Here is a 26,165-nt window from a genome sequence, read left to right as displayed (position 1 = left end):
AAGCATGATGAACGCACCGCTCAACATTTCCATACCGGCCGAGGCGTCCAAGGCGCCGAAGGCTTACAAGCTCCTGATCGACGGCAAGCATGTCGATGCCCGTGACGGCCGCACGATTGCGCGCAACAGCCCCGGCCATGGCTTCACCGTTTCGCGCTATGCGCAGGCCGGCGAGGCCGAGGTGGAGGCGGCCATGCAGGCCGCGCACAAGGCATTCGAGACCGGCCCGTGGCCGCGCACGAAGGCGGCCGAGCGCGCAGCCATCCTGCTCAAGACGGCCGACCTGATCGAGGCCCAGCTCGAAGACATCGCCCGACTCGATGCGCTGGAATCCGGCAAGCCGATCGCCCAGGCGCGCGGCGAGATCGGCGGCGCCATCGACATCTGGCGCTATGCCGCCTCGCTCGCCCGCACGCTGCACGGCGAAAGCTACGCCAATCTCGGCGACGCCATGCTGGGCGTCGTCCTGCGCGAGCCGATCGGCGTCGTCTCGATCATCACCCCGTGGAATTTCCCGTTCCTGATCGTCAGCCAGAAATTGCCCTTCGCGCTCGCCGCCGGCTGCACCGCGGTGGTTAAGCCGAGCGAAATGACCTCGGCCTCGACCTTCGTGCTCGGCGACATCCTGATGCAGGCCGGCCTGCCCGCGGGCGTCGTCAACATCCTGGCCGGCCTCGGCGCCGATGTCGGGGGGCCGATGGTCAGCCATCCGCTGGTCGAGATGGTGTCGTTCACCGGCTCTACCCGCGTCGGCAAGATGACCATGGCTTCCGCCGCGCAGTCGCTGAAGAAAGTCTCGATGGAGCTCGGCGGCAAGAACGGCCAGATCGTCTTCCCCGATGCCGATCTCGAGGCGGCCGCTGACGCAGCAGTGTTCGGCGGCTTCTTCAACGCCGGCGAATGCTGCAATGCCGGCAGCCGGCTGATCGTGCATGAAGCCATCGCCGACGATTTCCTCGCCACCGTCAAGGCGCTCACCGCCATGGTAACGGTCGGCGACCCACTCGACGACCGAACCAAGGTTGGCGCGATGATATCAGCCGACCATCTGACCAAGGTCGCGGGTTACGTCGCGGTGGCAGCAAAAGACGGCAGCAATGTCTATTGCGGTGGCGGCCAGCTGGCGTCCAATGCCGGCCAGTATCTCGATCCGACCATCATCCGCGGCGTTACCGAAGACATGGCTATTGCGCGCGAGGAAGTGTTCGGCCCGGTGCTCTCCGTGCTGACTTTTGGATCGATTGAAAAGGCGTTGCACATCGCCAACAACACGCCCTATGGTCTGTCTGCAGGGGTGTGGAGCGCCAGCATCGACACTTGTATGTCGGTGGCGCGTGGTGTGCGTTCGGGGACCGTTTGGGTGAACACATTCATGGAAGGCTTTCCCGAGTTGCCATTCGGGGGCTACAAGCAGTCCGGCATCGGACGCGAACTCGGCAAACGCGCTGTCGAGGATTATACCGAGGAAAAGACAATCCAGTTTCATCGCGGCCAGCGCACCGGTTGGTGGGTCGGCTGAGTTTGGAAGAACCCGGTGGGCTTCCACCGGTCGTGTAATGCAACAAGGGAGGTAGTACATGTTGCGCAAACTGCTTATCGGAACGGCTCTTGCGACGGCCTTTGCTTTCTCGGCCCATGCCGAGGACGTCAAGGAAGTGCAGATGCTGCATTGGTGGACGTCGGGCGGCGAAGCGGCTGCTCTCAACGTCCTCAAGGGCGACCTTGCCAAGGAAGGCTATGCCTGGAAGGACGTGCCGGTGGCCGGTGGTGGCGGCGACGCCGCCATGACTGCGCTGAAGGCGATGGTCGCGGCCGGAAATTACCCGACCGCGTCGCAGATGCTCGGCTACACCGTGCTCGATTATGCGGCGGCCGGCGTCATGGGCGACCTGACCGAGACGGCGAAGAAGGAAGGCTGGGACAAGTCGGTTCCGGCAGCCCTGCAGAAGTTCTCCGTCTACGACGGCAAGTGGGTCGCTGCTCCAGTCAACGTCCACTCCGTCAACTGGCTGTGGATCAACAAGGCGGTGATGGACAAGATCGGCGGCACCGAGCCAAAGACCTTCGACGACTTCGTCGCCCTGCTCGACAAAGCCAAGGCGGCTGGCGTCATTCCGCTCGCCCTTGGCGGCCAGAACTGGCAGGAAGCCACCATGTTCGACTCGGTTGTGCTGTCGACCGGCGGACCTGAGTTCTACAAGAAGGCCTTCAACGACCTCGACGACGAGTCCCTCAAGTCGGACACGATGAAGAAGTCGTTCGACAACCTCGCCAAGCTCGTCACCTATGTCGACCCGAACTTCTCGGGCCGCGACTGGAACCTTGCCACCGCCATGGTCATCAAGGGCGATGCCCTGGTGCAGGTGATGGGTGACTGGGCCAAGGGCGAGTTCAACGCCGCCAAGAAAACGCCGGGCACCGACTTCCTGTGCTATCGCTTCCCGGGCACGGAAGGCTCGGTGGTCTACAACTCCGACATGTTCGGCATGTTCAACGTTCCGGACGACCGCAAGGCCGCCCAGGTCGCGTTGGCCACCGCCACCCTGTCGAAGAGCTTCCAGTCGGCCTTCAACGTCGTCAAGGGTTCGGTTCCCGCCCGTACCGACGTTCCCGACACCGACTTCGACGCGTGCGGCAAGAAGGGCATCGCCGACCTGAAGGCTGCCAACGAAGGCGGCACACTGTTCGGCTCGCTTGCCCAGGGCTATGGCGCGCCTCCGGCGGTCGCCAATGCCTACAAGGACGTCGTTTCGAAGTTCGTTCACGGTCAGATCAAGACCTCGGACGAAGCCGTGACCGAACTGGTCAAGGCAATCGACGACGCCAAGTAAGCGCTGGCCAGAAACACACCTTCCCCGCTTCGGCGGGGAAGGTGTCACCTAAGGATTGGCCAGCTGGCGCAATTCCAGGAAAGTGTGAGCGGTTTTCCGGCCGGAATTGCGTAAAAGAAAGAGTTAGAGAGGTTCGCCGTTTCCGTGAAACGGTGAAAACGCTCTTGAACACCATGCCGACCAGAGACCCGTATGCACGGGGCCGCCTTGCCTCCTGACGGCAGAGCACGGACGACCCGAACGGGAGGAGCCTCATGAGCAGTGTAGCGACGACCCAGATCAAGCTGACACCCGAGCGGTCTCGCCCCTCCGTGCGCGCGCGACTGCAGGACGCGCTGCCGAAGATCGTGCTGGCGCCGAGCTTCGCCATCACCATCGTCTTCGTCTATGGCTTCATCCTGTGGACAGTCTATCTGTCCTTCACCAATTCCAAGACCTTCCCGTCCTATGTCATTACCGGACCACGCGCGTATCTACGGCTGTGGGGCTGGACGTTCGACTCCGACCCGCCATCGAGCTGGTACACGTCGATCGTCAATATGGGCATTTTTGGCTTTCTCTACATCGCCATCTGCCTGGCGCTCGGCCTGTTCCTGGCCATCCTGCTCGACCAGAAGATTCGCGGCGAAGGCGTGTTGCGGCCGATCTATCTCTACCCGATGGCGCTGTCCTTCATCGTCACCGGCGTCGCCTGGAAATGGTTCCTCGACCCCGGCCTCGGTCTTGAGCAGACCCTGCATCAGTGGGGCTGGACGAGCTTCCATTTCGACTGGATCAAGAACAAGGATTTCGTCATCTACACGGTGGTCATTGCCGGCGTCTGGCAGGCCTCCGGCTTCATCATGGCGATGTTCCTGGCCGGCCTGCGCGGCATCGACGGCGAGATCATGAAGGCGGCGCAGATCGACGGTGCCACCACCTTCCAGCTCTATCGCCGCATCGTCATTCCGCTGCTGCGGCCAATCTTCCTGTCGGCCTTCATCGTGCTCGCCCACCTCGCCATCAAGTCGTACGATCTGGTGGTGGCGCTGACCAGCGGCGGCCCCGGTGGCTCGGCCTGGCTGCCGTCCAACTTCATGTATGAGTACACGTTCAAGCGCAACGAAATGGCTGTCGGCTCGGCCAGTGCCGTGATCATGCTGATGACCATCGTTGCCATCATCGTGCCTTATCTCTATTCGGAACTCAGGGAGAAGCCGCGATGAGCGCTGTCGCCACCCCTGCCCGCCCCGCTGCTTCCCAAAAGGCCTCCGGCGGCATGAGCACCAAGACCCTCAACCGCATCGTCATCTACGGGCTTCTGGCGCTGTTTGCGCTGTTTTATCTGATGCCGCTGTTCGTCATGCTGGTGACCTCGTTCAAGACCATGGACGAGATCCAGAACGGCAACATGCTGGCGTTGCCCACGGCGCCGACCTTCGACCCGTGGCTGAAGGCCTGGGGCGAGACCTGCGTCGGCCTCACCTGCGCCGGCATCAAGGGCTATTTCTGGAACTCGATCAAGATGGTGGTTCCAGCCGTACTGATCTCGACCATGCTCGGCGCGCTCAACGGCTACGTCTTGACCAAATGGCGTTTTCGCGGCGCCACGCTGGTGTTCGGGCTGATGCTGTTTGCCTGCTTCATTCCGTTCCAGTCGGTGCTGCTGCCGATGGCGACCATCCTCGGCAGCCTGGGACGTTTCGGCGTGAAGCTGCAGAATGCGACGGGTACGAGTTTCGGTCTCGGCAATCCGACGGTCAACCTGGTCTTCGTCCATGTCGTCTACGGCATCGGCTTCACCACACTGTTTTTCCGCAACTATTACGAGGCATTCCCGAACGAGCTGATCAAGGCCGCACAGGTCGACGGCGCCTCCTTCTTCCAGATCTTCCGCCGCATCATGCTGCCGAACTCGATGCCGATCTTCGTCGTCACCGTCATCTACCAGTTCACCAACATCTGGAACGACTTCCTGTTCGCTTCGGCTTACGCCGGCACAGGCGACTCCATGCCGATGACGGTGGCGCTCAACAACGTCGTCAACACCTCGACCGGCGTCGTCGAATACAACGTCAACATGGCGGCCGCGATGATCGCGGCTCTGCCCACCCTGATCGTCTATGTCGTCGCCGGCCGCTATTTCGTGCGCGGGCTGATGGCTGGCGCGGTCAAGGGCTGATCAATTCGGAAGGAACGACCATGGCTTTTCTGGAAATTGATGGGCTGAAGAAGCGCTTCGGGAATGTCGAGATCCTGAAGGGCATCGATGTCGAGCTCGAAAAGGGCGGCTTCCTGGTGCTGGTCGGCCCGTCCGGCTGCGGCAAGTCCACCTTGCTCAACACGATTGCCGGCCTGGAGCAGATCACCGAGGGCGAAATCCGCGTCGACGGCCGCGCCATCAACGATCTGCACCCATCCAAGCGCGACATCGCCATGGTGTTCCAGAGCTATGCGCTCTATCCGAACATGACGGTGGCCGGAAACATCTCCTTCGGCATGGAGATGCGCGGCGTGCCGGCCGACGAACGCCAAAAGGCGATCGACAAGGTGGCCAAGGTCCTGCAGATCGGCCACCTCCTGCAGCGCAAGCCGAGCCAGCTTTCCGGCGGCCAGCGCCAGCGCGTCGCCATGGGCCGGGCGCTGGTGCGCGACCCCAAGCTGTTCCTGTTCGACGAGCCTTTGTCCAACCTCGACGCCAAATTGCGCGTTGACATGCGCATCGAGATCAAGCGCCTGCATGCCACCACCGGCACAACCATCGTCTACGTCACCCACGACCAGATCGAGGCGATGACGCTGGCTACCAAGATCGCCGTCATGCGCGACGGCGAGGTGCAGCAGTTCGGCACCCCGGCCGAGATCTACAACAACCCGACCAATTTGTTCGTCGCCGACTTCATGGGTTCGCCGGCGATGAACCTGATCCCGGCGACCATTGCCACGTCGGGCAATGCGCTGTCCGTCGTGTTGGAGCGCGAGGCGCGCGAGCCGATCACGCTGCCGATGGCCAACGCGCCGGCGGGTCTTTCGGCATTCCAGGGCAAGCCGATCATCTTCGGCGTGCGCCCGGAAGCGCTGACCGATCCGGAAGGTGCGGAACGCAACGCCTCCAACATTGCCACTGCCGACCTGCACATCGAAGTGGTCGAGCCGGCAGGGTCCGACACGTTCGCGGTGACCAACCTCGGCGGCAAGGGCGTGGTGGCGCGGTTGCGGGCCGACGCCAACATCCAGCCGGGCACCAGCACGCCGCTCGCCTTCAACCTGACCAAGGCCGTGTTCTTCGATCCGGCGACCGAACACCGCATCCGCTGATCGAGATGGTCAGCCCCGATATCGTCATCATCGGCTCCGGCATCGGCGGCGCTACGATCGCTTCCGGCCTGGCCGGCAGCGGCGCCTCGGTCCTGATGCTGGAGCGCGGCGAGCCCTTGCCGGCAACGCCGCATGCCCGCGACACGCGCTCGATCTTCGTCGATGGCCACTACCGTCCGAAGGAGATGTGGCGGGAGCCCGGCGGCGGCGCCTTCAACCCCGGCAATTACTACTATGTCGGCGGCAATTCGAAATTCTACGGCGCGGTGCTGATCCGCTACCGCAAAGAGGATTTCGCCGCCATGGAGCACTTCGGTGGCGTCTCGCCGGCATGGCCGTTTTCCTACGATGAATTCGAGCCCTGGTATTCGAAAGCCGAGCAGCTGTTTCGCGTCCGCGGCTCACTCGGCGAGGACCCGACCGAACCGTTCCACTCGATCCCCTATGCTTTCAAGCCGGTGCCCGACGAAGCGCCGATTGCGCGCGCCCGCGCCGAGCTGAAGGGACTGGGCCTGCACCCCGCCTCGCTGCCGCTCGGCGTCGACATCGACACCTGGCTGAAAGAGGGCAAGACCGGCTGGGACGCATTCCCCAACACCGCCCAGGGCAAGGTTGATGCGCAGACCGGACCGCTGACGGCTGCACTTAAGGACAGCAATATCCGACTCGAAACCGGCTGCCATGTCGAATATCTCGAAGCGTCGTCCGACGGCAAAAGCATCGCTGCCGTTCACTACCGTCAGAATGGCGAGCTGAAGAAAGTCGCGCCGAAGCTGGTCATCCTGTCGGCCGGCGCGGTCAATTCCGCCGTCATCCTGCTGCGCTCGCCTTCATCAGACGGTAAAGGCCTCGCCAACAGCTCCGACCAGGTCGGCCGCAATTTCATGAACCATAATTCGAGCGCCATGCTGGCGATCGATCCGCGCCGCAGGAACGACAGCGTCTACCAGAAGACGCTTATGCTGAATGACTACTATCTCTCCGACGGCAAAGGCGGCAAGCCGCTCGGCAACGTCCAACTGCTCGGCAAGATCGACGGCAACATGTTGAAGGCCAACGTCAAACGCGTGCCGAAATTCGCGCTCGATTACATGGCCGGTCGCGCCGTCGACTGGTATCTGATGTGCGAGGATCTGCCCGATCCGGAAAGCCGCATCATGGTCGATGGCAAGGACATCGTCATGCAATGGCGGCGCTCCAACATGCAGTCGCTGGACGGGCTGACCAAGGTGATGCGTGAGAACTTCCGCGCCTGCGGTTATCCCATCGTGCTGTCGCGTCCCTTCGACAAGCGCACGCCCTCGCACCAGTGCGGCACGGTGAAAATGGGCGATGACCCGGCGACGTCGCCGCTCGACCCCTTCTGCCGCGCCTTCGACCACCCGAACCTGTTCGTCGTCGACGCCAGTTTTCTGCCGAACTCCGCAGCCGTGAATCCGGCGCTGTCGATCGCCGCCCAGGCGCTGCGCGTGGCCGAGCATATTCGCCGAACGGACCTCGCGGCATGACCCGCCCCGCAGCAATCGTCACCGGCGGTGCGCGCGGCATTGGGCTCGCCTGCGCCGAGGCGCTGGCCGGGGACGGCTTCGACATTTTGATCGCCGACCTTGCCGAACAAGCGCCGGACGAACTGGCCGCCAACATCACCGCACGGGGTGCGGAGTTCGCCTATGTCCGTTGTGATATCGCCAACCTCGAGGATCACACGGCCCTCGTCGACGCCGCCATACGTGCCTTCAGCCGCATCGACTGCCTCGTCAACAATGCCGGCATCGGCGCCGTGGTGCGCGGCGATCTGCTGGAGCTGAAGCCCGAGAATTTCGACCGTGCGCTGGACGTCAATCTGCGCGGCACAGTCTTCCTTAGCCAGGCCGTCGCCAAGGCGATGCTGGCGGCTCCCAGCAATCATCCGCGCTCGATCATCACCATCACCTCGGTCAGCGCCGATATGGCCTCGCCGGAACGCGCCGACTACTGCATCTCGAAAGCCGGCCTTTCGATGTGGGTGAAGAACCTGGCGCTACGGCTTGCGCCGGAAAACATCGGCGTGTTCGAACTGCGGCCCGGCATCATTCGCACCGACATGACCGCGAGCGTATCAGCCAAATACGACGCGCTTATCGACAGCGGCCTGGTGCCGGCAAAACGCTGGGGCGAAGCATCGGACATCGGCGCCGTGGTGGCGACGCTTGCCGTCGGCAAGCTCGGCTTTTCCACAGGCTCGATTATCAATGTCGACGGCGCGCTCTCCGTGCCTCGACTGTAGGTGGATAGAGTTATGACCGACTACATCATCGTAGGTGCCGGCCCGGCCGGCTGCGTTCTGGCCAACCGGCTGAGCGAGGATCCAGCGAATTCCGTGCTGCTGCTCGAGGCCGGCGGCAAGGACTGGCACCCCTACATCCACATGCCGGCGGGCTTTGCCAAGATGACCAAGGGCATCGCTTCCTGGGGCTGGTCGACTGTGCCGCAGAGGCACATGCAGGACCGCGTCTTCTGGTATACGCAGGCGAAGGTGGTCGGCGGCGGCTCGTCCATCAATGCCCAGATATACACGCGCGGCAACGCTCGCGACTACGACGCATGGGAGAAGGAAGAGGGCCTCGCGGGCTGGGGCTATCGCGACGTGCTGCCCTATTTCAAGCGCGCCGAGAACAACCAGCGCTTCGCCAACGATTTTCACGGCGACCAGGGGCCGCTCGGCGTGTCGAACCCGATTTCGCCGCTGCCGATTTGCGAGGCCTATTTCCGCGCCGGCCAAGAGATGGGCATCCCCTTCAACCCGGATTTCAACGGCGCTAGCCAGGACGGCGTCGGCTACTACCAGCTGACCCAGAAGGACGCCCGGCGCTCATCCGCTTCGGTCGCCTATTTGAAGCCCATCCGCGCCCGCAAGAACCTGACGGTCCGAACCGATGTGCTGGTCACCCGCATCGTCGTCGAGAAAGGCCGCGCCATCGGCGTCGAGATCGCCGACAAACCCGGCGGCGAGAAGACCATCATGCGCGCCGAGCGCGAAGTGATCGTCTCGTCCGGCGCCATCGGTTCGCCGAAGCTGTTGATGCAGTCGGGCATCGGCCCGGCTGATCACCTGAAATCGGTCGGCGTGACGCCGGTGCATGATCTGCCCGGTGTCGGCTCCAACATGCAGGACCATCTCGATTCGTTCGTCATCGCCGAATGCACCGGCGACCACACCTATGACAACTACGCCAAGCTGCACCGCACCGCGTGGGCCGGCTTGCAGTATCTGCTGCTGAAGAGAGGGCCGGTCGCCTCCAGCCTGTTCGAGACCGGCGGCTTCTGGTACGCCGATCCGACCGCCGCCTCGCCCGACATCCAGTTCCACCTCGGACTCGGCTCCGGCATCGAGGCCGGCGTCGAGAGGTTGAAGAACCCCGGCGTGACCTTGAACTCGGCCTTCCTGCGCCCGCGCTCGCGCGGCACGGTGCGGCTGAGCAGCGCCGACCCGGCCGACCACCCGCTGATCGATCCCAACTATTGGTCGGACCCTTATGATCGCGCCATGTCGATCAAGGGCCTCAGGCTTGCGCGCGAGATCATGCGGCAGAAGGCGCTTGCACCTTACGTGTTGCGCGAGGTGCTGCCCGGACCATCGCTCGCCAGCGATGACGAGCTGATCGACTATGCCTGCCGCACCGCCAAGACCGACCATCACCCCGTGGGTACCTGCCGCATGGGCCATGACGATATGGCGGTGGTCACACCGGACCTGCGCCTGCGCGGCATCGAGGGCCTGCGCGTCTGCGATGCCTCGGTGATGCCGCGCGTGCCTTCCTCCAACACCAATGCGCCGACCATCATGGTCGGCGAAAAAGGCGCCGACATCATCCTCGGCCGCGAGCCGCTTCCGCCGGCGGTGTTCTCCGGCAATCGGGCCGCATAGCCACTTAGGAGAACGAACCAATGATCAGACACTGCGTCTTCGTACGCTTCCGCAGCGATGTGCCCGCCACCGAGCGCACGGCAATCCACGCCGATCTCGAAGCACTGCGCTCCGTTGTCGACGGCATGGACGCGGTCCACTTCAGCGCCAATGTCAGCCCGGAGCCGTTCGCGCGCGGCTTCAGCCATGCCTTCACCATCGACTTCCGCGATGCCGCCGCCCGCGACGCCTATCTCGTGCATGAAGCGCATCAGCGCGCCGGCGCCCGGATGGTCGCAGCGCTCGAAGGCGGCACCGACGGGCTGATGGTGTTCGATCTCGACATTACGAAAAAGTGACCGCGCTTCTTTCGAAAGCCGGCTGACGCCTGTTCTCTTTTGCGCCCCAAGGAACATATCGTTCCCCGGGGCGCTTAGGAGGAACGTCGTGGCTCTCACCGCGCAACAGAAGAAAACCGTCCTTGCCTCCTTCCTCGGCTGGACGCTCGACGCTTTTGATTTCTTCCTTCTGACGTTCCTGCTCACCGATATCGCAACCGGATTCAACACTGACGTTCCGGCAGTCTCCAAAGCGTTGTTCCTGACGCTGGCGACACGCTTCATCGGCGCCTTCTTCTTCGGCAGGCTGGCCGACAAATATGGGGCGCAAGCCCATTCTGATGCTCAACATCGTCAGCTATTCGGTGATCGGCGCGCTGGCTGCCTTCTCGCCCAATCTCGGCATTTTCCTCGCGCTGCGCGCTCTGTTCGGCATCGCCATGGGCGGCGAATGGGGGCTGGGCAGTTCGCTCGCCATGGAGTCCATTCCGTCCAGTGCCCGCGGCATGGTCTCGGGCATCCTGCAATGCGGCTATCCTACCGGCTACCTTCTGGCGGCCGTGGTTTACGGCGTGCTCTACCAGCAGACGATCGGTGGTTACACGATCGGCTGGCGCGCCATGTTCCTGCTCTCCTTCCTGCCGGCACTGATCGTGCTCTTCATCCGCTCGCATGTGCCGGAATCGCCGGCCTTCGTCGAGGCGCAGAAATCCGTCAGACCTGGCCTTCTTGAAACGCTGCGGAAGCACTGGGGCGTCGCCGTCTATGCGGTCGTGCTGATGATGTTCTTCAATTTCTTCAGCCACGGCACGCAGGACCTCTACCCGACCTTCCTCAAGAAGCAGCATGGCTTCGACCCGCACACGGTGAGCTGGATCACCATCGTCGCCAATATCGGCGCCATCGTCGGCGGGTTGGCGTTCGGCGCACTGTCGGAGAAGATCGGCCGCGTCAACGCGATAACGCTCGCCTGCCTGATTGCCTTGCCCTCGATTCCGCTCTGGGCCTTCAGCTCGACACCGTTCATGCTGGCCATCGGCGCCTTCGTCATGCAGGTCGCGGTGCAGGGCGCCTGGGGCGTCATCCCGGTGCATCTTAACGAGCTGTCGCCCGGCGCCGTGCGGGCAACCTTGCCCGGCTTCATCTACCAGGCCGGCAATCTCGCGGCGTCCTATGGCGGTCCCTACCAGGCCGGCATCGCCGAGGCGTCTGGAGGCAGCTATGGCTACGCGCTGGCGCTGTTTGCCGGCGTGGTCGCCGTCTGCATCATCGTCGTCATCCGCTTCAGTCCGGAACGGCGCGGACAGGTGATGACGGTGCTCGGCTGAAGTATCAGGCTCTCAGCCCAGTCTGAGGGCCACGACACCGGCGACGATGCTGAGCGCGGCGGCGCCGCGCCAGCCTGTCATCTTCTCGCCGAGCGCGAAAACCGAGATCATCATGGCAAACAGGATCGACGTCTCGCGCAACGACGCCACCGAGGCGATCGGCGCCTTGGTCATCGCCCACATGACGATCCAGTAGGCCGCGCCGCTGAGCACGCCGGTGAACAGGCCTGCCTTCCAGTCACGCGCCAGCACGGGCAGCGCCTTGGGCCCGCGAAAGATGAGGCACAGCACCAGCGCCCACGTGGCATCGCAGATGAACAGCCATGCGGCATAGCTCGTTGCCGTTGCGGCCAGCCGCGCGCCGCTGCCGTCGGAGAGCGTGTAGCTGGATATGAAGATCGAAGTGCCGAGCGCAAAGCCGACCGCCCGCACATTGATCCGCTCCAGATGCGCGCCGCCGCGAAACGACATCACCAGCGTGCCGGCCGACAGCAGCAGGATGCCGAGGATGGCGAAAGGCGCCGGCATCTCCTGCACCACGATAACGCCGCCGAGGGCGGTCAAAAGCGGCGCCGTGCCGCGCGCCAGCGGATAGGTCTGGGCGAAATCGCCGGCCTTGTAGGCGCCGATAAGGAAAGTCCGGTAGCCCATGTGAAAGAGCACCGAGGCGATGATGAGAGGCCACACTTCGGCCTTCGGAAACTCGACGAAGGGCAGCACGAAAAGCGCGGCAAACCCCATGCCCAGTGTCATCAGCGTGATCGACAGGAAGCGATCGAGATGGACCTTGACCAGCGCGTTCCAGATCGCGTGCATGGCGGCGGCGGCAAGCACCGCGAAGAAGACGAAAAGCGTCATCGAGGGCTCACCGATCTCCCGAGCTCAAAGGCGTTTCGAGATCGATATCGATCCGGACCGGAAAATGGTCTGAAGCGATCTCGCCTATATCGGCACTGACCGAGCGCACACGGTCCACGAACATACCGCCGACGAAGCAATGGTCGAGCCGGCGTTTTGCCACTTTCCCGTCGATCGTTTTCACATGGGTGTGGTAATCGGCAGCCGGCTCGCTAGCGACGGCAGCGGCATCAACAAAGCCGTCGAGATAGGCCGCCCCGCGATGATAGGGCGTGCTGCCGACGATGCGGCTGTATTCGGCGCTGCCAGGCTCCATGTTGAAATCGCCCATCCAGATCGCCGCCGTCGGGTTCTCCGGCTCGGCCTCGCCACTGGTCCAGTTGCGCGAAGGCTCATCGTCCGCGCCGCTCCACGGGCCTCCCTCGAACGGCGCGCGGCGATGCTCGGCCAAGAGATAGTCGATCTGCTCCAGCCGCTCCTCCGCCGCGATATGGGCGAGGTGCAGCGACAGGACCCTTACCGGTCCGGCGGGTGTGCGGATCATGCATTCGAGCGCGGCGTTGCGCGTGTTGAGCGGCCGCAGCGTGCGGCGCATGGGCAGCGCGTGCAGCCGCGACCAGGCGATCGGCAGCTTCGACAGCAGCATGGTGCCGAACTGGCGGCGGCGGTTGACGACCCGGCCGTCGCGCTGCTCACTGGCGTCCATGTCGAAGGCCGGGCCATAGACCCAGTAATAGCTAGGCAGCAGCTTGGACAGGACCTCCGGCTGGTCGTCCTCATTGGTGCGCTGCCAATGCCGCTCGACCTCCTGCAGCGCGATGATATCGGCGCCGTCGACCAGCTTGGTGCAGCGCGAAAGATCGTAACGGCCATCGCCGCCGAACCCGTACTGGATGTTGTAGCTGACCAGCTTCATTGCTTATCCGGCTCAATTTCGCTTTGGCAGTAGCGGTTCGGCAGATTGGTTGCAATGGACCGGCACGACGGCGGAACTGGGCCAGCGTCTATGATGTGGTCAGCGGCTGGAACCGACCCGCCGGCGATGCCGCCAGTTCGGCCCAGTCGATCTCTTCCTCCAGCCGGTGGTAGGCTTCGTCGCCGATCGTGCCGTTGCTGCGCAACTCCTCGAGCGTGTCGCGCTGGCGGTTGATGGCATAGAGGCGCAGCCGGTCGTATTCGGTCGCGGCCTGAGCGTCATCAGGGTTTTCCGCAATCAGGCGCTGCGCCTCATACTGCTCGCGCACGACAGCCGCCGCCGCAGATGTCTTGCGGCTCAGCACGTCCAGTGCTGCCTGCATGATGGCGACGCGCGCCTGCGCCACCTCATTGTCGACGGTTCTATCGGGGTCGAAGTTGATCCAGCGCAGCAGCGGCTTCAGCGTCATGCCTTGCAGCACCAGCGTGCCCAGCACCACCGCGAAGGCGGCAAGCACGATCGGGTCGCGGCCGGGAAAATCGGCCGGCAGCGCAATGGCCACCACCAGCGTCACCAACCCACGCATGCCGCACCAGCCGACAATGACGGCGCCGCCGAATGTCGGCAATTCCCGCCTTGCCTCTTGGCTGCCGCAGCGGGCAAGCCNAATGGCCACCACCAGCGTCACCAACCCACGCATGCCGCACCAGCCGACAATGACGGCGCCGCCGAATGTCGGCAATTCCCGCCTTGCCTCTTGGCTGCCGCAGCGGGCAAGCCACCGGATGATCGCGACGTAACTCGCCACCCAGACAAGGCGCGCGACGACAACGACGACCAGCACCGTTGCGGCGAAAAGGAATGCTTCGCCTTGCCCGTCGCCGGCCAGCCTGCCAACGATCGTGCGTGCCTGCAGGCCCATCAGCACGAAAGCCAGCACGTTGAGCACGAACACGGCCGACTCCCAGACCGAATAGGTGCTGACGCGGCGTCTCGCCGACGACTGGCGCGGCGCCCTGCGCGCAATGGTCATGGCATAGACGACGATGGTGATGATGGCGGAAAGGCCCAGCCTGTCGGCGATGATCCACACGGCGAAGGTTCCGGCAAACTGCACCACCGTGCTGCTCGCCGCATCCTCGATGCGGCCGAGCGCCAGCAGCGAGACGCGGCCAAACAGATAGCCCGCGATCACACTGCCGATCGTTGCCAGCAGGATCACCGGAACGGCGTTGCTGAGCATGATCGTGCCAAGCGCCGCCGAAACCGCCAGCCGGTAGATCAGCAGCGCCGTGGCATCGTTGAGCAGGCTCTCGCCCTGCAGGATGGCGGTGATGCGGTGCGGTACCTTGAACTGGCTGAGCACGGCGGATGCGGCCACCGCATCCGGCGGCGCGACGATGGCGCCAAGCGCGATTGCCGCCGCGATCGGCAGGCCGGCCATCTTCCAGCCGACGAAGGCAACCACCACGGTGGTGAAGACGACGGCGCCTAGCGCCAGCAGCGCGAGCGACAGCCGGTAGCGCTTGAGGTCGCGCAGCGACGTGTCATAGGCGGCGTCGAGAAGCACTGGCGCGATGAACAGGGCAAGCGCCAGTTCCGGATCGATCTCGATTGTCGGCGCACCGGGTACGAAGGCGATCGCGACCCCGGCCAGAGCCAGCAGGGACGGATAGGGAATTTCCAGCCGCCGCGACAGCGCCGTCAGCGCGACGGCAGCCAGAAGCAGGATGAGGGTAAGTTCGAATAGCGCCATGGCCCATCGTAGCGGCGAAGCGGCATCATGGGCAGTGGCTGGATGGCAAGATGCTGTTGATTGTCCAGCAAACGCCCGACCTTGGCAGGATACGGCCGTTCATCGCGCTGGCCTGATTCGACCGTCTCGGTTCCCTTGGGATGCTGCTTTTACTAGTGCAGCACCAGCATGTCGCTCGATGAAAACGATATCTCCGCCTTCTCGCCAACAGCCGGCGGTGGTGTGGCCGGGCTGTTGAAGGTGTCGAGCGACACCGTGTTGCCGCCGATGCCGACGCGAACGCGAATGACCGAGCCGAGGAAGTGCACTTCGGAGATTTCGCCCGACAGGTTTGAATCGCGACCGGGCTGGCGTCCGAGCGAGATCGCCTCGGGACGCAGCGCCAGCGACAGCGTGTCGCCCGACTTCGAGCCGTTGAGCTTGCCCTTGAGCGAGACTTCCTGCGTGTTGACTTGCACCGTGCCGGCCGCGGCGTCAGTGACCTTGCCTTCGAGCACGTTCAGCGTGCCGACGAAGTTGGCGACGAACTTGGTCGCCGGCCGGTTGTAGATCTCGAACGGCGTGCCGACCTGCTCGGCCTTGCCGCCATACATCACCGCGATGCGGTCGGAGATCGACAGCGCCTCTTCCTGGTCATGGGTGACGAAGATGGTGGTGATGCCGAGCTTCTTCTGGATCGAGCGGATTTCCTCGCGCAACGACACACGTACCTTGGCGTCGAGCGCCGACAGCGGCTCGTCGAGCAAAAGCAGCTTCGGCTTCGGCGCGATGGCACGCGCCAGCGCGATGCGCTGCTGCTGGCCGCCGGAAAGCTGGTAGGGATAGCGGTCGGCCATCTGCGGCAGCTTGATGATGTCGAGCATCTCGGCCACGCGTCTGTCGATGTCCGCCTTGGGCATGCCGGCGACCTTCAGGCCAAAGCCGATGTTTTGCGCCACAGTCAGGTTGGGGAACAGCGCATAGGCTTGGAACACCATGCCGACATTGCGCTGGTTGGGCTTTAGCCTCGTGATGTCCTTGCCTGCGACGACGATCTTGCCCGCCGACGGCTCTTCGAAACCGGCGACCATGCGCAGCACGGTGGTCTTGCCGCAACCCGATGGCCCAAGGAAGGATACGAACTCGCCCGGCTCGACATCAAGATTGAAATCTTCGACCACGGTGGTGGCGCCGAAGGATTTTCGCACATGCTGGATGGAGAGGAATGGTTCGGCCATGGCTTTTTCTTTCGATCAGTACTTTGTCGATCAGTTCGGGCGGTTCGCCGATCTCGGCGCGAAACGGGACAGGATCTGGATCAGCGACATACAGCCCCAGGTGATGGCGAAGGCGATGATGGCAAGCGCCGCCGGCTCATAGGCGCGGTTGGCGCCAACGTTTTGCAGATAGGGGCCGAAGGCGGGCCGGTTGAGCAAGCTGGCCATGGTGAATTCGCCAATGACGATGGCGAAGGTAAGGAAGGCGCCCGACAGCACGGCGATCAGCACATTGGGCAGGATCACACGACCAATGATCGTGCCCCAACCGGCGCCAAGGATCTGCGCCGCTTCGGTCAGCGTCCTGACGTCGATGGTGCGCAGTCCGGTATCGACCGCGCGATACATGTAGGGCAGCGCCAGCATTGCATAGCCGATGACCAGCAAGGCATTTGTGCCCATGTCGGTCGCCAGGAACGGCAGCGGCGAATTCGAACCGTACATCCTGATATAGCCGAAGACGATGACGATGGCGGGAATGACCAGCGGCAGCAGCGTGATGAACTCTACGATCGGGCGCAGTTGCGGCAGGCGCAGTCGAATCCAGTAGGCGGCGGGCACCACGATCAACACGCCCAGAATGATGGTGAAGATGGCGGCAAGCACTGAGTAGCCAAAGGTCGCCTGAAAACGAGGGTCGCCAAGCACGATCTGATAGGCGTCGAAGGAATAAGCGCCGCGCCGCATGCGCAAGGAAAATTCCACCGTCGCGATCAGCGGAATGAAGAAATAGGCCGCGCCCAGCCCGAAGACGACCCAGGCCCAGAATTTTCCGGACTTCATTTCAGCCACCTCTCCGAGCGCGTCCGGAACCAGATGTAGAAGACATTGGCCAGCCCGGTGATGACGATCATGCCGAAGGCGATCGCATAGCCGAGATGGGCATTGTGCAGCACGTCACCGCGTATCTGCGCATAGAGCAGGATCGGCACGATGTTGAGTGAAGAGCCGGTCAGCGCATAGGCGGTGGCGATGGCGCCGAAGGCATTGGCGAAGAGCAGGATGACCGTGCCGAGGAAACTCGGCCAGATCACCGGGATGACCACCATGCGCCAGTATTGCGTCTGGGTGGCGCCAAGCGTCGCCGCAGCCTCGCCCCACTCCTTCTTCAAGCCGTCGATCGCCGGCGTGATGATGACCACCATTAGGGGAATCTGGAAATAGACATAGGTCAGCGTCAGGCCCCAGAACGACAGGATGTTGAAGCCGTGCGCGTAGATATTAAGACCGAAAAAAGTGTTCAGCATCACCGTGGCAAGGCCCAGCCGGCCGAGCGTGGCGATGAAGGCGAAGGCCAGCGGTACGCCGGCGAAATTGGAAGCCACGCCGGAGAATGTCAACGTCGCCGAACGTATCCACTCCGGCAGGCCGCCGCGCACGATGGCGATGGCGATGCCGAGACCTGCGAAGGCGCCGATCAGCGACGAGGAAAGGCTGACCTTGAGCGAGATCCAGTAGGCGGCGACAATCGATGGCTGCGCCAGTGCTGCTATGTTTTCGAACGTGAATTCGCCGGCATCGTTCTGGAATGCACCCAGCATCAGATAGAGCGTGGGTAGGATCAGGAACATGATGGCGAAGATGAAGAATGGCGCAACGCCGAGCCATTGCGTCGGCAGTCGCATTGCACGCGCCTCGCTGGGGGGCGCGGTCTTCCCGGCAACTGCGTGATCGGAAAGCGAGATATCTGTCATGCGCCGGCTACCGTCTCCGAGGAACACCGGGCGGCCGCGAGGCCGCCCGGTTGGTTTCAAGCCTTACTTGACGTTGGCGCCGACGACGGCATCCCAGTTCTTGGTGACGGCTTCCTTTGCCTTGCCCTGCTCGTCCAGCGTCGGGAACACTGCGGCAGCGTAAGCCTCGGCCGGCGGCAGCTTGGCCATCACGTCCGCCGGGAGCTTGCCGTTCTTGGCAAGATCGTTGAAGCGGATCGGGTGGCAATAGCCCTTCAGCCAGCCGATCTGGCCTTCGTCGGAGTAGAGATACTCCAGCCAGAGCTTGGCAGCGTTCGGATGCGGTGCGAAAGCACTGATCGCCTGCACATAGACGCCGGCAACGACACCGGTCTTGGGCACGACGACGTCGACGGGCGGATTGCCCTTCAGCGTGTCGCGACCGGCAAGTGCATTGTAATCCCAGGTCACCAGGATCGGCGTCTGGCCTTGTGCCAGGGTCGCCGGTTTGCCGATGACCGGCACGAAATTGCCGGCGGCGTTAAGCTTCTTGAAGAAGTCGAGACCAGCAGTGCCAGCAGCTTCGCCGGCAGCCGCACCACCGGAAATGCCGGCCGCGTAGACGGCCTGGATGGCCTGGTTCGAGGCGCGCGGGTCGCCGGCAAGCGCCACGGTGTTGGCGAATTCCGGCTTCAGCAGGTCAGCCCAGTCAGCAGGCGCTTCCTTGACGAGGTCCTTGTTCACCAGGAAGGATAGCACGCCATAGTAGTCGCCGGTCCAGTAACCATCGGCATCCTTGGCGCTGTCGGGGATCGAGTCCCAGGTCGACACTTTGTAGGGCTGGATCAGGCCGTCAGCCTTGGCGGTCGGGCCGAAGGACAGGCCAACGTCGATGACGTCGGGCGCCTGCGGGCCCTTGTTGTCCTTGTTGGCCTTGATCGCCTCGACCTCGTCGCCGGAGCCGGCATCGGGGTTGAGTTCGTTGATGGTGATCTCAGGATACTTTGCCTTGAAGCCGTCGATGACGGCGCCGTAGCCGCACCAGTCATGCGGCAGCGCGATGGTCGTGAGCTGGCCTTCCTTCTTCGCAGCGGCAACCAGTTCATCCATGGACTGGGCCGACGAGATAGCAGAGGTCGCCATGAGGGCGACGGCCGAAAGGGAAAGCACTTTCCCTGTGAACTTGAACATGTGTTCTCTCCGTTGAACTGGCGTCCTGGACGCCTGCGATGCGGTATCGGTTTCATATGACAGCCAGATGAAAGCTTTTTGAAACTGGCCCCCGGCGGTACGAAAAGTTAACTCTTTTTAACCGGCTGTAGCAATTAGCCTCGACTTAATTTCCCGGCTAATGGTTTATTGCCTTGCTTTTTGCCCCCTTGCCCTTCCTTTCCCTTCGTTTTTAGATCACGCCCGGCGCAGAAACCGCCTCAGACAGTGCCGGCGATAGTGTTCTCGAGCAGCGTCAGCGCCGCCTTTTTGGTCAGCCTGACCGGGTTGCCGCCGGCGGTCGGATCGACCACCGCCATGTCGGCGATCAGCCCTTTGCGCTTCTTGTCCATGTCGAGCCCCTTGATCAGATCGGGCAGCGCATGCGGCACCTTCAATTCCTTGCGCAGCTTGATGATCGCTTTGGCAAAGCCGTCGAAGCCACCCTTGATGCCGCAATAGGCAGCGAGCCGGGCAATCCGCTCCTCGATGGAGTCGCGATTGAAGGCCAAGACATAGGGCATGAACACCGCATTCGTCATGCCGTGATGGGTGTCGTAGAGCGCGCCGATCGGATGCGACAGCGAGTGGATGGCGCCAAGACCCTTCTGGAAGGCGGCAGCACCCATGGCGGCCGCACTCATCATGTGGGCGCGCGCGACAAGGTCCTTGCCGTTGGCGTAGGCCTTGGGCAGGTTCTCGAACACCAGGCGCACACCTTCCACCGCAATGCCGTCGGCCATCGGGTGATAGCCCGGCGCGCAATAGGCTTCGAGGCAGTGCGCCAGCGCATCCATACCGGTGCCGGCGGTGATGAAGCCGGGCATGCCGACCGACAGTTCCGGATCGGCAATGACGATTGCCGGCAAAAGCTTCGGATGGAAGATCACCTTCTTAGTGTGCGTCGCCTCATTGGTGATGACGCCGGCACGCCCGACTTCCGAGCCTGTGCCGGCAGTGGTCGGCACGGCTATGATCGGCGCGATGGCATCCGAATTGGCGCGCGTCCACCAGTCGCCGACATCCTCAAAGTCCCAGATCGGCCGCGTCTGGCCAGCCTGGAACGCGATCAGCTTGCCGAGATCGAGCGCTGAACCGCCGCCGAAGGCGATGACGCCGTCATGCTTGCCCTTCTTGAACACGGCGATCCCGGCGGTGAGGTTGGAATCGACCGGGTTCGGCTTCACCTCGGAGAACACGCCATAGGATACCTTGGCGTCGTCGAGGATTTTCAGCGTCGAAGCGACGACCGGCAGTTTCGCCAACCCCGGATCGGTGACGAAAAGCGGCCGCTTAATGCCGGTGGCCGCGAGCACCTCAGGCAGTTCCTTGATGCGCCCGGCACCGAAGCGGACGGTGGTCGGGTAGTTCCATTTGGAGATCAGCTTGGACATGTCTTGTCTTTCAAAAAATCAGATGGCTTCGCGCAGATGGAAGGATTTCGGCCGGGTCAGATTGTCGTAGCCGAGCGCCGAAAGGGCGACGCCTTTGCCGGTGTCCTTGACGCCGGTCCAGACCAGCGCCGGATCGAGGTAGTCGCAGCGGTTCATGAACACGGTGCCGGTCTCGACGCGGTCGCCGATCGCCACCGCATGCTCGATATCGCCGGTCCAGATCGAAGCGGTCAGCCCGTAGGGGCTGTCGTTCATCAGCGCGATCGCCTCCTCGTCGTTACGCACCTTCATGATGCCGACGATCGGGCCAAAACTTTCCTCGCGCATGACGCTCATCTGGTGGTCGACGCCGGTCAGCACTTCCGGCGCCAGATAGGGCGAGCCGGCCTTGTCGTTAGCCACCTTCATACTGATGTGTGCGATTGCACCCTTGCGCAGCGCCTCGGCCTTCTGCTCGCGGATCAGGTCGGCAAAGCGCGCCTGCGCCATCGGCCCCATTGTCGTCGCCTGTTCCAGCGGATTGCCGACGACATAATTCTTCGTCTCGGCGATGAAACCTTCGACGAACTGGTCGTAGACCTTCTCATGCACATAGACGCGCTCGATGCCGCAGCAGCACTGGCCGGAATTGTAGAAGGCGCCGTCGACCAGATTGGCCACCGCATGGTCGAGCTTGGCGTCGGGCAGCACATAGGCCGGATCCTTGCCGCCGAGTTCGAGCCCGAGCGTCATGAAGGTGCCGACCGCCGCCTTCTCGATGGCGCGGCCGCCGCCGACCGAACCGGTGAAATTGACATGGTCGATCTTGCCCGAGCCGAGCAGCTTTTCGGTCTGGGAATGGTTCAGCACGACATTCTGGAACACGCCCTTGGGCAGCCCAATTTTGTCGAACGCCTGCTGGAACCGTTCGCCGACCAGCAGCGTCTGCGCCGCATGTTTGAGGATAACGGTATTGCCGGCCATCAGTGCCGGCACGATGGTGTTGACGGCGGTCAGATAGGGATAGTTCCACGGCGCGATCACCATGACGACGCCGAGCGGATCCTTCTTCACATAGCGTCGGAAGCCGTCCTTCGGGTTGGATGCCGGCACGGATTTCAGCGCGGCTTCAGCGATCTCGACCATGTAATTGGTGCGTTCCCTGACGCCGCCGAACTCGCCGCCATAGCGCACCGGTCGCCCCATTTGCCAGGCGATCTCCGGCACGATCTCGTCGGTCATCGCGACCAGCGCTTCGAGCATCGCCAGCATAAATTTGCCGCGCTCGACGATCGGTGTCAGCGCCCACTTCTCCTGCGCCGCCTTGGCGCGCTCGACCGCGGCATTGATCGCCTGGTCGGTCGCGATCGGCCGCTCGGCGTAAATCGAACCATCGATGGGCGATTTGAGTTTTACGGTTTCCAAAGGATACTCCAAGTTAGCAGGCTAGGGTGCGCAGATGGCCATTGCGGCCATAGCGAAGGATGGGCTCGTCACGCGTCACCAGAACCATGTCCAACGCTCTCGCACTTGCCATCAGTATCCGATCGATGGGATCACCATGAGGCGGACCGGGCAGGTTGGATGACGCAATCAGAATGGCTGGTGAGATAGCGCTGAGCTTTGCCGACATTCGCTCGATGAATCGCTCCACGAAGTCGAGTGGTGCCAATGGCAGATTGAGCCGACCCTTGGCTACGCCGATTCCGATCTCCCATGCCGACATCGGTGAAAGATACAGACGGCCGTCATAGGCCGCTTCCGAAATCTCCCGGCTTGCGTGCGGATCGATCAGACTATCGTTGGCGACAAAGATCACCGCACATGTATCCAGAAGCAGGTTTGGCCCTTCGCTCATTTACGCACCGCAAGTTTGCCGTCACGCGCGTCAGCCTCACCGCCCAGATAGCCCCGGTCCCATGGCTCGTCATCGAAAGGTTTGGTGATATCAAATCCGGCTTCGATCGTTATTAGGCCCTTCATGAAACCAAAACCGGGGTGGCGATCCGCGCGCGCCTCCTTTGGCGCGGCAGGCACGCTACCACTGGGCGGCGCCGAAATGGGCTCTTTGCGAACGCGGCGAAATACCAGTTTCCCACTCCCTATATTGACGGATTCGGTCTCGAACCCAGCCTCAAGCCACTCCCTTGTCATGGGATTGTTGCTCGGATTGTTGCTCCACCATGCAGGGTATTGCTTCGATGCGGGCAGCGGCAGATTGAGCACTCTCTCGATTTCGGCGAACGACATCGGAACGCGATCGACATTCTGGGCAATGAGAAAGTCCTTGAGCGGCGCATATTTGGACATTGCAAACTCCTCAATGTAGCGCACTGCAGTTTACAGGTACCATATGGTACTAACTTCACCACATTGTCAACATTAAAGCTGTATAAAGTTTTAGTACCGCTCGAACCCTCTGTGCAGTTCCCAATCCGTAATGCGGCGGTCGTATTCGAACTGCTCCCACTTTGCGGTGTGGACATAATGTTCGAGCACATCGTCGCCGAGCGCCTGCTTCAGCATCTTCGACTTGGCCAGCGTCTCGGTGGCGTCACGCAGCGTTTTCGGGATCTCCGGCAGGCGCGAGGCCTGGTAGGCATCGCCGACGAACGGCTTCTGCAGTTCGAGCTTCTCGTCGATGCCGGCAAGGCCGGCGGCGATCAGCGCCGCGAAAGCGAGATAGGGGTTTAGGTCGGCGCCGCCGATGCGGCATTCCATGCGGATGCCCTTGGTGCCCTCACCGCACAGGCGGAAGCCGGCGGTGCGGTTGTCCTCGCTCCACATGATCTTGGTCGGTGCGAAGGTGCCGGCCTGGAAGCGCTTGTAGGAGTTGATGTAGGGCGCCAGGAACCAGGTAAACTCCCTGGCGTATTTGAGCTGCCCAGCCGCCCATTGCTGGCCAAGCGTGGACAAAGTCCAGTCCGCCTTCTTGTCGAAGAACAATGGCGTCTTGCCATCGGCGCTCCACAGCGAATTGTGGATGTGGCTGGAGTTGCCCGCGAGCCCGTAATTGTATTTCGACATGAAGGAAATCGACTTGCCTTCGGACTCGGCAATCTCCTTGGCGCCGTTCTTCAGGATGACGTGGCGGTCCGCCATGTCGAGCGCCTCGGCATAGCGCACATTGATCTCTTCCTGGCCCGGGCCCCATTCGCCCTTGGAGTTTTCGATCGGGATGCCCGCCGCTTCCATCTCGTTGCGAAGCCGGCGCATGACGCCTTCTTCCTTGGTGGTGATGCCGATCTGGTAGTCGCCGATATAAGGCGACGCGGTGTCGAGCCCCTGCCAGTGCTTCTTGCGGGCGGAATCGTAGGTCTCGTTGAACAGGTAGAATTCGAGCTCGGAGGCGAAGTAGCCGATATAGCCGCGTTCGGTGAGCCGCTTGACCTGCTTTTTCAGCATCGCGCGCGGCGAATGCGGAAGGTCGTCATGGGTGTGGTGGTCGAGCACGTCGCAGATCACCAGCGCGGTCTTTTCCAGCCACGGAATCCGCCGCAGCGTCGCAAGGTCCGGCTTCATGACGAAGTCGCCATAGCCCTTCGACCAGCTTGCCGCCTTGTAGCCCGGCACCGGCTCCATATCGATGTCGGCGGCGAGCAGATAGTTGCAGCCATGCGTCTCGTCATGAGCAGAATCCACAAAGTACTGCGCCAGGAAACGCTTTCCCGCGAGCCGCCCCTGCATGTCGACGATGCAGGCCAGCACCGTGTCGATCTCGCCACTGGAGACCGCTTTCTTCAACTGATCGAACGAGAAATTTCCGGCCATTTCCTTTGGCACTCCAGTGCTTGGTCGTTGAGGACGAAACCATAGCCGGCTGCACGCCGGCCATGGCCATGATGGTGACGTCAGTGGCCGGTTTCGCCGACCGCCTGTTCGGCGGCCTTGATCGCTGCCTGACGTGCCGCGATGATGTCCCCCAGCGGCGGGCCCTGGAAGCGATTGCGCTCGAAGGCGAACCAGACAATCGCCGTCAGGATGAAGAAGCCGACGGTGATGTACAGCGCCCAGTCGTTCGGCGGCTGGATGCCGATGATGAAGATCAGGATCATCGACACGATCGAGAGAACACCGAACAGCATGAAGATGCCACGGCCCAGGTTCCACGGTCCCATCTTGTCCCACTTCGGCGTTCCCCAGGCCACCATGCCGAGCACGATCGGCACGGTGAAGGACAGGAACAGGAAGATGACGGTGCAGGACACGACGATGGTGTAGGCCGAGGTGCCGGCGACCGAAACCAGCGTCGAACCCCAGACGAACAGCACCGACAGGACCGACGCCGTCCAGATCGCCGCCACCGGCGTGCGATAGGTCGGGCTGACCTTGGCCAGTGCAGACGAGCCCGGCAGGCCGCCGTCACGCGAGAAGGCAAAGATCATGCGCGAAGCCGAGGTGACGGTTGCGAGGCCGCACAACAGCTGGGCGATGAACACGACGAGGTAGACGAACTCCTTGAGGCCGGGACTGACGCGCTGGTCGAAGGCCCAGAAGAACACGTTCCAACCCTGCTTGGCGGCGTCGTCCATGTTGGGGATCATCAGTACGAAGGCGGCCAGGAACAAATAGCCGAAGACCGCCGACCAGATAACCGACATCACCATCGCACGCGGCACCGATGAGGCCGCCTTGATGGTTTCCTCGGAAGTGTGTGCCGAAGCATCGTAGCCGGTGATGGTGTAGATCGGCAGCAGAAGGCCGAGAGCGAACACCCAGGCGTTCGAGACGGACGGCCAGACGCTGGCGCCGGCCTCACCCGAGTAGTTGTGGAAGGTGAAGAGCCGGCTGAAATCCCAGGTCTCGGCGGAGAACAGGCAGACGACAGCAATCAGGATCGAGCCGAAGAAGATCAGGTAACCCGAAAAGTCGGTCAACTTCGCAGTCAGCTTGATGCCGAGATGGTTGATCAGCGCTTGGGCGCCGGTGATGATGACCAGGAAGATCATCTGATTGGTCAGCGTACCCTCGATGCCGAGCGTCGGCCCGAAGGCGCCGATGAAGAACGTCCAGGTGCCGACATTGATGGCGCCGAGCACGGTGATCAGGCCGAGCAGGTTGAGCCAGGCCGTCACCCAGCCAGTGCCGCGATTGCCGAGGATCGAACCCCAGTGATAGAGGCCGCCGGCCGTCGGATAGGCCGAGCTGATCTGCGACATGGCGACCGCGAAGGTCAGCGAGACGAAGCAGCCGACCAGCCAGCCGATGCCGATGCCGATGCCACCGGCGCCCGACGTTGCCTGCGCCAGCGAATTGATGCCGCCCGACAGGATGCAGATGATGGAGAAGGAAACGGCGAAGTTGGAGAAGCGGCTTAGCCGCCGCTCAAGTTCCTGGGCGTAGCCCATGGAATGGAGGTGCTTTACGTCTTCCGCCTTGTCTGTGTCTGAATAACCCGGTGCTGCCATTGTAGTCCCCTTTGCGTTCTTAGCTGGCCGGCCCTG

22 protein-coding genes and 1 pseudogene are annotated in these 26,165 nt (G+C 62.7%); 10 read left to right on the top strand and 13 right to left on the bottom strand.

What is annotated here, in order from left to right:
- The first annotated feature begins 7 nt into the window (after positions 1 to 7).
- From X733_RS164620 to X733_RS01000000165705, 10 genes and pseudogenes are all read left to right on the top strand, one after another.
- The gene (locus X733_RS164620; protein ID WP_023710929.1) at positions 8 to 1,519 is read left to right on the top strand and encodes an aldehyde dehydrogenase family protein; all 1,512 of its coding nucleotides are present in this window, start codon (positions 8 to 10) and stop codon (positions 1,517 to 1,519) included.
- 58 nt (positions 1,520 to 1,577) lie between these two features.
- Positions 1,578 to 2,831, top strand: coding sequence for an ABC transporter substrate-binding protein (locus X733_RS164625; protein ID WP_027049809.1), 1,254 nt, complete (start codon positions 1,578 to 1,580; stop codon positions 2,829 to 2,831).
- Positions 2,832 to 3,085: 254 nt separating this feature from the next.
- On the top strand, positions 3,086 to 4,036 hold the full coding sequence (locus X733_RS164630; RefSeq protein WP_023671182.1) for a sugar ABC transporter permease: 951 nt from the start codon (positions 3,086 to 3,088) through the stop codon (positions 4,034 to 4,036).
- Positions 4,033 to 4,992 (top strand): carbohydrate ABC transporter permease, encoded by a 960-nt coding sequence (locus X733_RS164635; RefSeq protein ID WP_023671181.1) that lies wholly within the window; start codon positions 4,033 to 4,035, stop codon positions 4,990 to 4,992. Before X733_RS164630 ends, X733_RS164635 begins: the two co-directional genes overlap by 4 nt.
- Positions 4,993 to 5,012: 20 nt before the next feature.
- On the top strand, positions 5,013 to 6,128 hold the full coding sequence (locus X733_RS164640; protein WP_023671180.1) for an ABC transporter ATP-binding protein: 1,116 nt from the start codon (positions 5,013 to 5,015) through the stop codon (positions 6,126 to 6,128).
- 5 nt (positions 6,129 to 6,133) lie between these two features.
- Positions 6,134 to 7,636, top strand: a complete 1,503-nt coding sequence (locus X733_RS164645) for a GMC family oxidoreductase (RefSeq protein ID WP_023817256.1) — start codon at positions 6,134 to 6,136, stop codon at positions 7,634 to 7,636.
- Entirely contained in the window at positions 7,633 to 8,394 is a 762-nt protein-coding gene (locus X733_RS164650) for a 3-ketoacyl-ACP reductase (RefSeq protein ID WP_023710926.1), read from the top strand. Before X733_RS164645 ends, X733_RS164650 begins: the two co-directional genes overlap by 4 nt.
- A gap of 12 nt (positions 8,395 to 8,406) precedes the next feature.
- A complete protein-coding gene (locus X733_RS164655) occupies positions 8,407 to 10,035 on the top strand; it encodes a choline dehydrogenase (RefSeq protein ID WP_023817255.1) in 1,629 nt (542 codons plus the stop codon).
- A 20-nt stretch (positions 10,036 to 10,055) separates the two neighbouring features.
- Complete coding sequence (locus X733_RS164660; protein WP_023710924.1) at positions 10,056 to 10,373, top strand: Dabb family protein; 318 nt, start codon at positions 10,056 to 10,058, stop codon at positions 10,371 to 10,373.
- Between the two features lie 88 nt (positions 10,374 to 10,461).
- Positions 10,462 to 11,680: pseudogene (locus X733_RS01000000165705) on the top strand (MFS transporter).
- A gap of 12 nt (positions 11,681 to 11,692) precedes the next feature.
- On the opposite strand, the gene X733_RS164665 reads toward X733_RS01000000165705, so the two are convergent.
- The 13 genes from X733_RS164665 to X733_RS164720 form a co-directional block, all read right to left on the bottom strand.
- Complete coding sequence (locus tag X733_RS164665; protein WP_023733505.1) at positions 11,693 to 12,538, bottom strand: EamA family transporter; 846 nt, start codon at positions 12,536 to 12,538, stop codon at positions 11,693 to 11,695.
- 7 nt (positions 12,539 to 12,545) lie between these two features.
- Positions 12,546 to 13,454, bottom strand: a complete 909-nt coding sequence (locus X733_RS164670; protein WP_023733506.1) for an endonuclease/exonuclease/phosphatase family protein — start codon at positions 13,452 to 13,454, stop codon at positions 12,546 to 12,548.
- An 88-nt stretch (positions 13,455 to 13,542) separates the two neighbouring features.
- Positions 13,543 to 15,210, bottom strand: a complete 1,668-nt coding sequence (locus X733_RS28465; protein WP_023817254.1) for a sodium:proton antiporter — start codon at positions 15,208 to 15,210, stop codon at positions 13,543 to 13,545.
- A 152-nt stretch (positions 15,211 to 15,362) separates the two neighbouring features.
- A complete protein-coding gene (locus tag X733_RS164675; RefSeq protein WP_023817253.1) occupies positions 15,363 to 16,427 on the bottom strand; it encodes an ABC transporter ATP-binding protein in 1,065 nt (354 codons plus the stop codon).
- A 30-nt stretch (positions 16,428 to 16,457) separates the two neighbouring features.
- On the bottom strand, positions 16,458 to 17,249 hold the full coding sequence (locus X733_RS164680) for an ABC transporter permease (RefSeq protein ID WP_023671171.1): 792 nt from the start codon (positions 17,247 to 17,249) through the stop codon (positions 16,458 to 16,460).
- A complete protein-coding gene (locus X733_RS164685; protein ID WP_023817252.1) occupies positions 17,246 to 18,160 on the bottom strand; it encodes an ABC transporter permease subunit in 915 nt (304 codons plus the stop codon). Before X733_RS164685 ends, X733_RS164680 begins: the two co-directional genes overlap by 4 nt.
- 63 nt (positions 18,161 to 18,223) lie before the next feature.
- Positions 18,224 to 19,330: an ABC transporter substrate-binding protein gene (locus X733_RS164690; RefSeq protein WP_023671169.1), complete on the bottom strand. Its 1,107-nt coding sequence runs from the start codon at positions 19,328 to 19,330 to the stop codon at positions 18,224 to 18,226.
- A 239-nt stretch (positions 19,331 to 19,569) separates the two neighbouring features.
- Positions 19,570 to 20,742 carry an iron-containing alcohol dehydrogenase gene (locus X733_RS164695; RefSeq protein ID WP_023683212.1) on the bottom strand — a complete coding sequence of 391 codons (1,173 nt, stop codon included), beginning with the start codon at positions 20,740 to 20,742 and terminating at the stop codon, positions 19,570 to 19,572.
- An 18-nt stretch (positions 20,743 to 20,760) separates the two neighbouring features.
- Positions 20,761 to 22,146: an aldehyde dehydrogenase family protein gene (locus tag X733_RS164700; protein ID WP_023817251.1), complete on the bottom strand. Its 1,386-nt coding sequence runs from the start codon at positions 22,144 to 22,146 to the stop codon at positions 20,761 to 20,763.
- Positions 22,147 to 22,159: 13 nt separating this feature from the next.
- Complete coding sequence (locus tag X733_RS164705; RefSeq protein ID WP_027049802.1) at positions 22,160 to 22,579, bottom strand: type II toxin-antitoxin system VapC family toxin; 420 nt, start codon at positions 22,577 to 22,579, stop codon at positions 22,160 to 22,162.
- Positions 22,576 to 23,031: a hypothetical protein gene (locus tag X733_RS164710; protein ID WP_023671165.1), complete on the bottom strand. Its 456-nt coding sequence runs from the start codon at positions 23,029 to 23,031 to the stop codon at positions 22,576 to 22,578. Before X733_RS164710 ends, X733_RS164705 begins: the two co-directional genes overlap by 4 nt.
- A 90-nt stretch (positions 23,032 to 23,121) precedes the next feature.
- The gene (locus X733_RS164715) at positions 23,122 to 24,492 is read right to left on the bottom strand and encodes a glutamine synthetase family protein (RefSeq protein ID WP_023701008.1); all 1,371 of its coding nucleotides are present in this window, start codon (positions 24,490 to 24,492) and stop codon (positions 23,122 to 23,124) included.
- An 80-nt stretch (positions 24,493 to 24,572) separates the two neighbouring features.
- Entirely contained in the window at positions 24,573 to 26,129 is a 1,557-nt protein-coding gene (locus tag X733_RS164720; protein WP_023691841.1) for an amino acid permease, read from the bottom strand.
- Positions 26,130 to 26,165 lie beyond the last annotated feature (36 nt).

This window comes from Mesorhizobium sp. L2C066B000 (assembly GCF_000502335.1).
Taxonomy (GTDB): domain Bacteria; phylum Pseudomonadota; class Alphaproteobacteria; order Rhizobiales; family Rhizobiaceae; genus Mesorhizobium.
The sequence above is the reverse complement of the archived record's forward strand: the minus strand, read 5'-3'. Positions and strand labels throughout refer to the sequence as shown.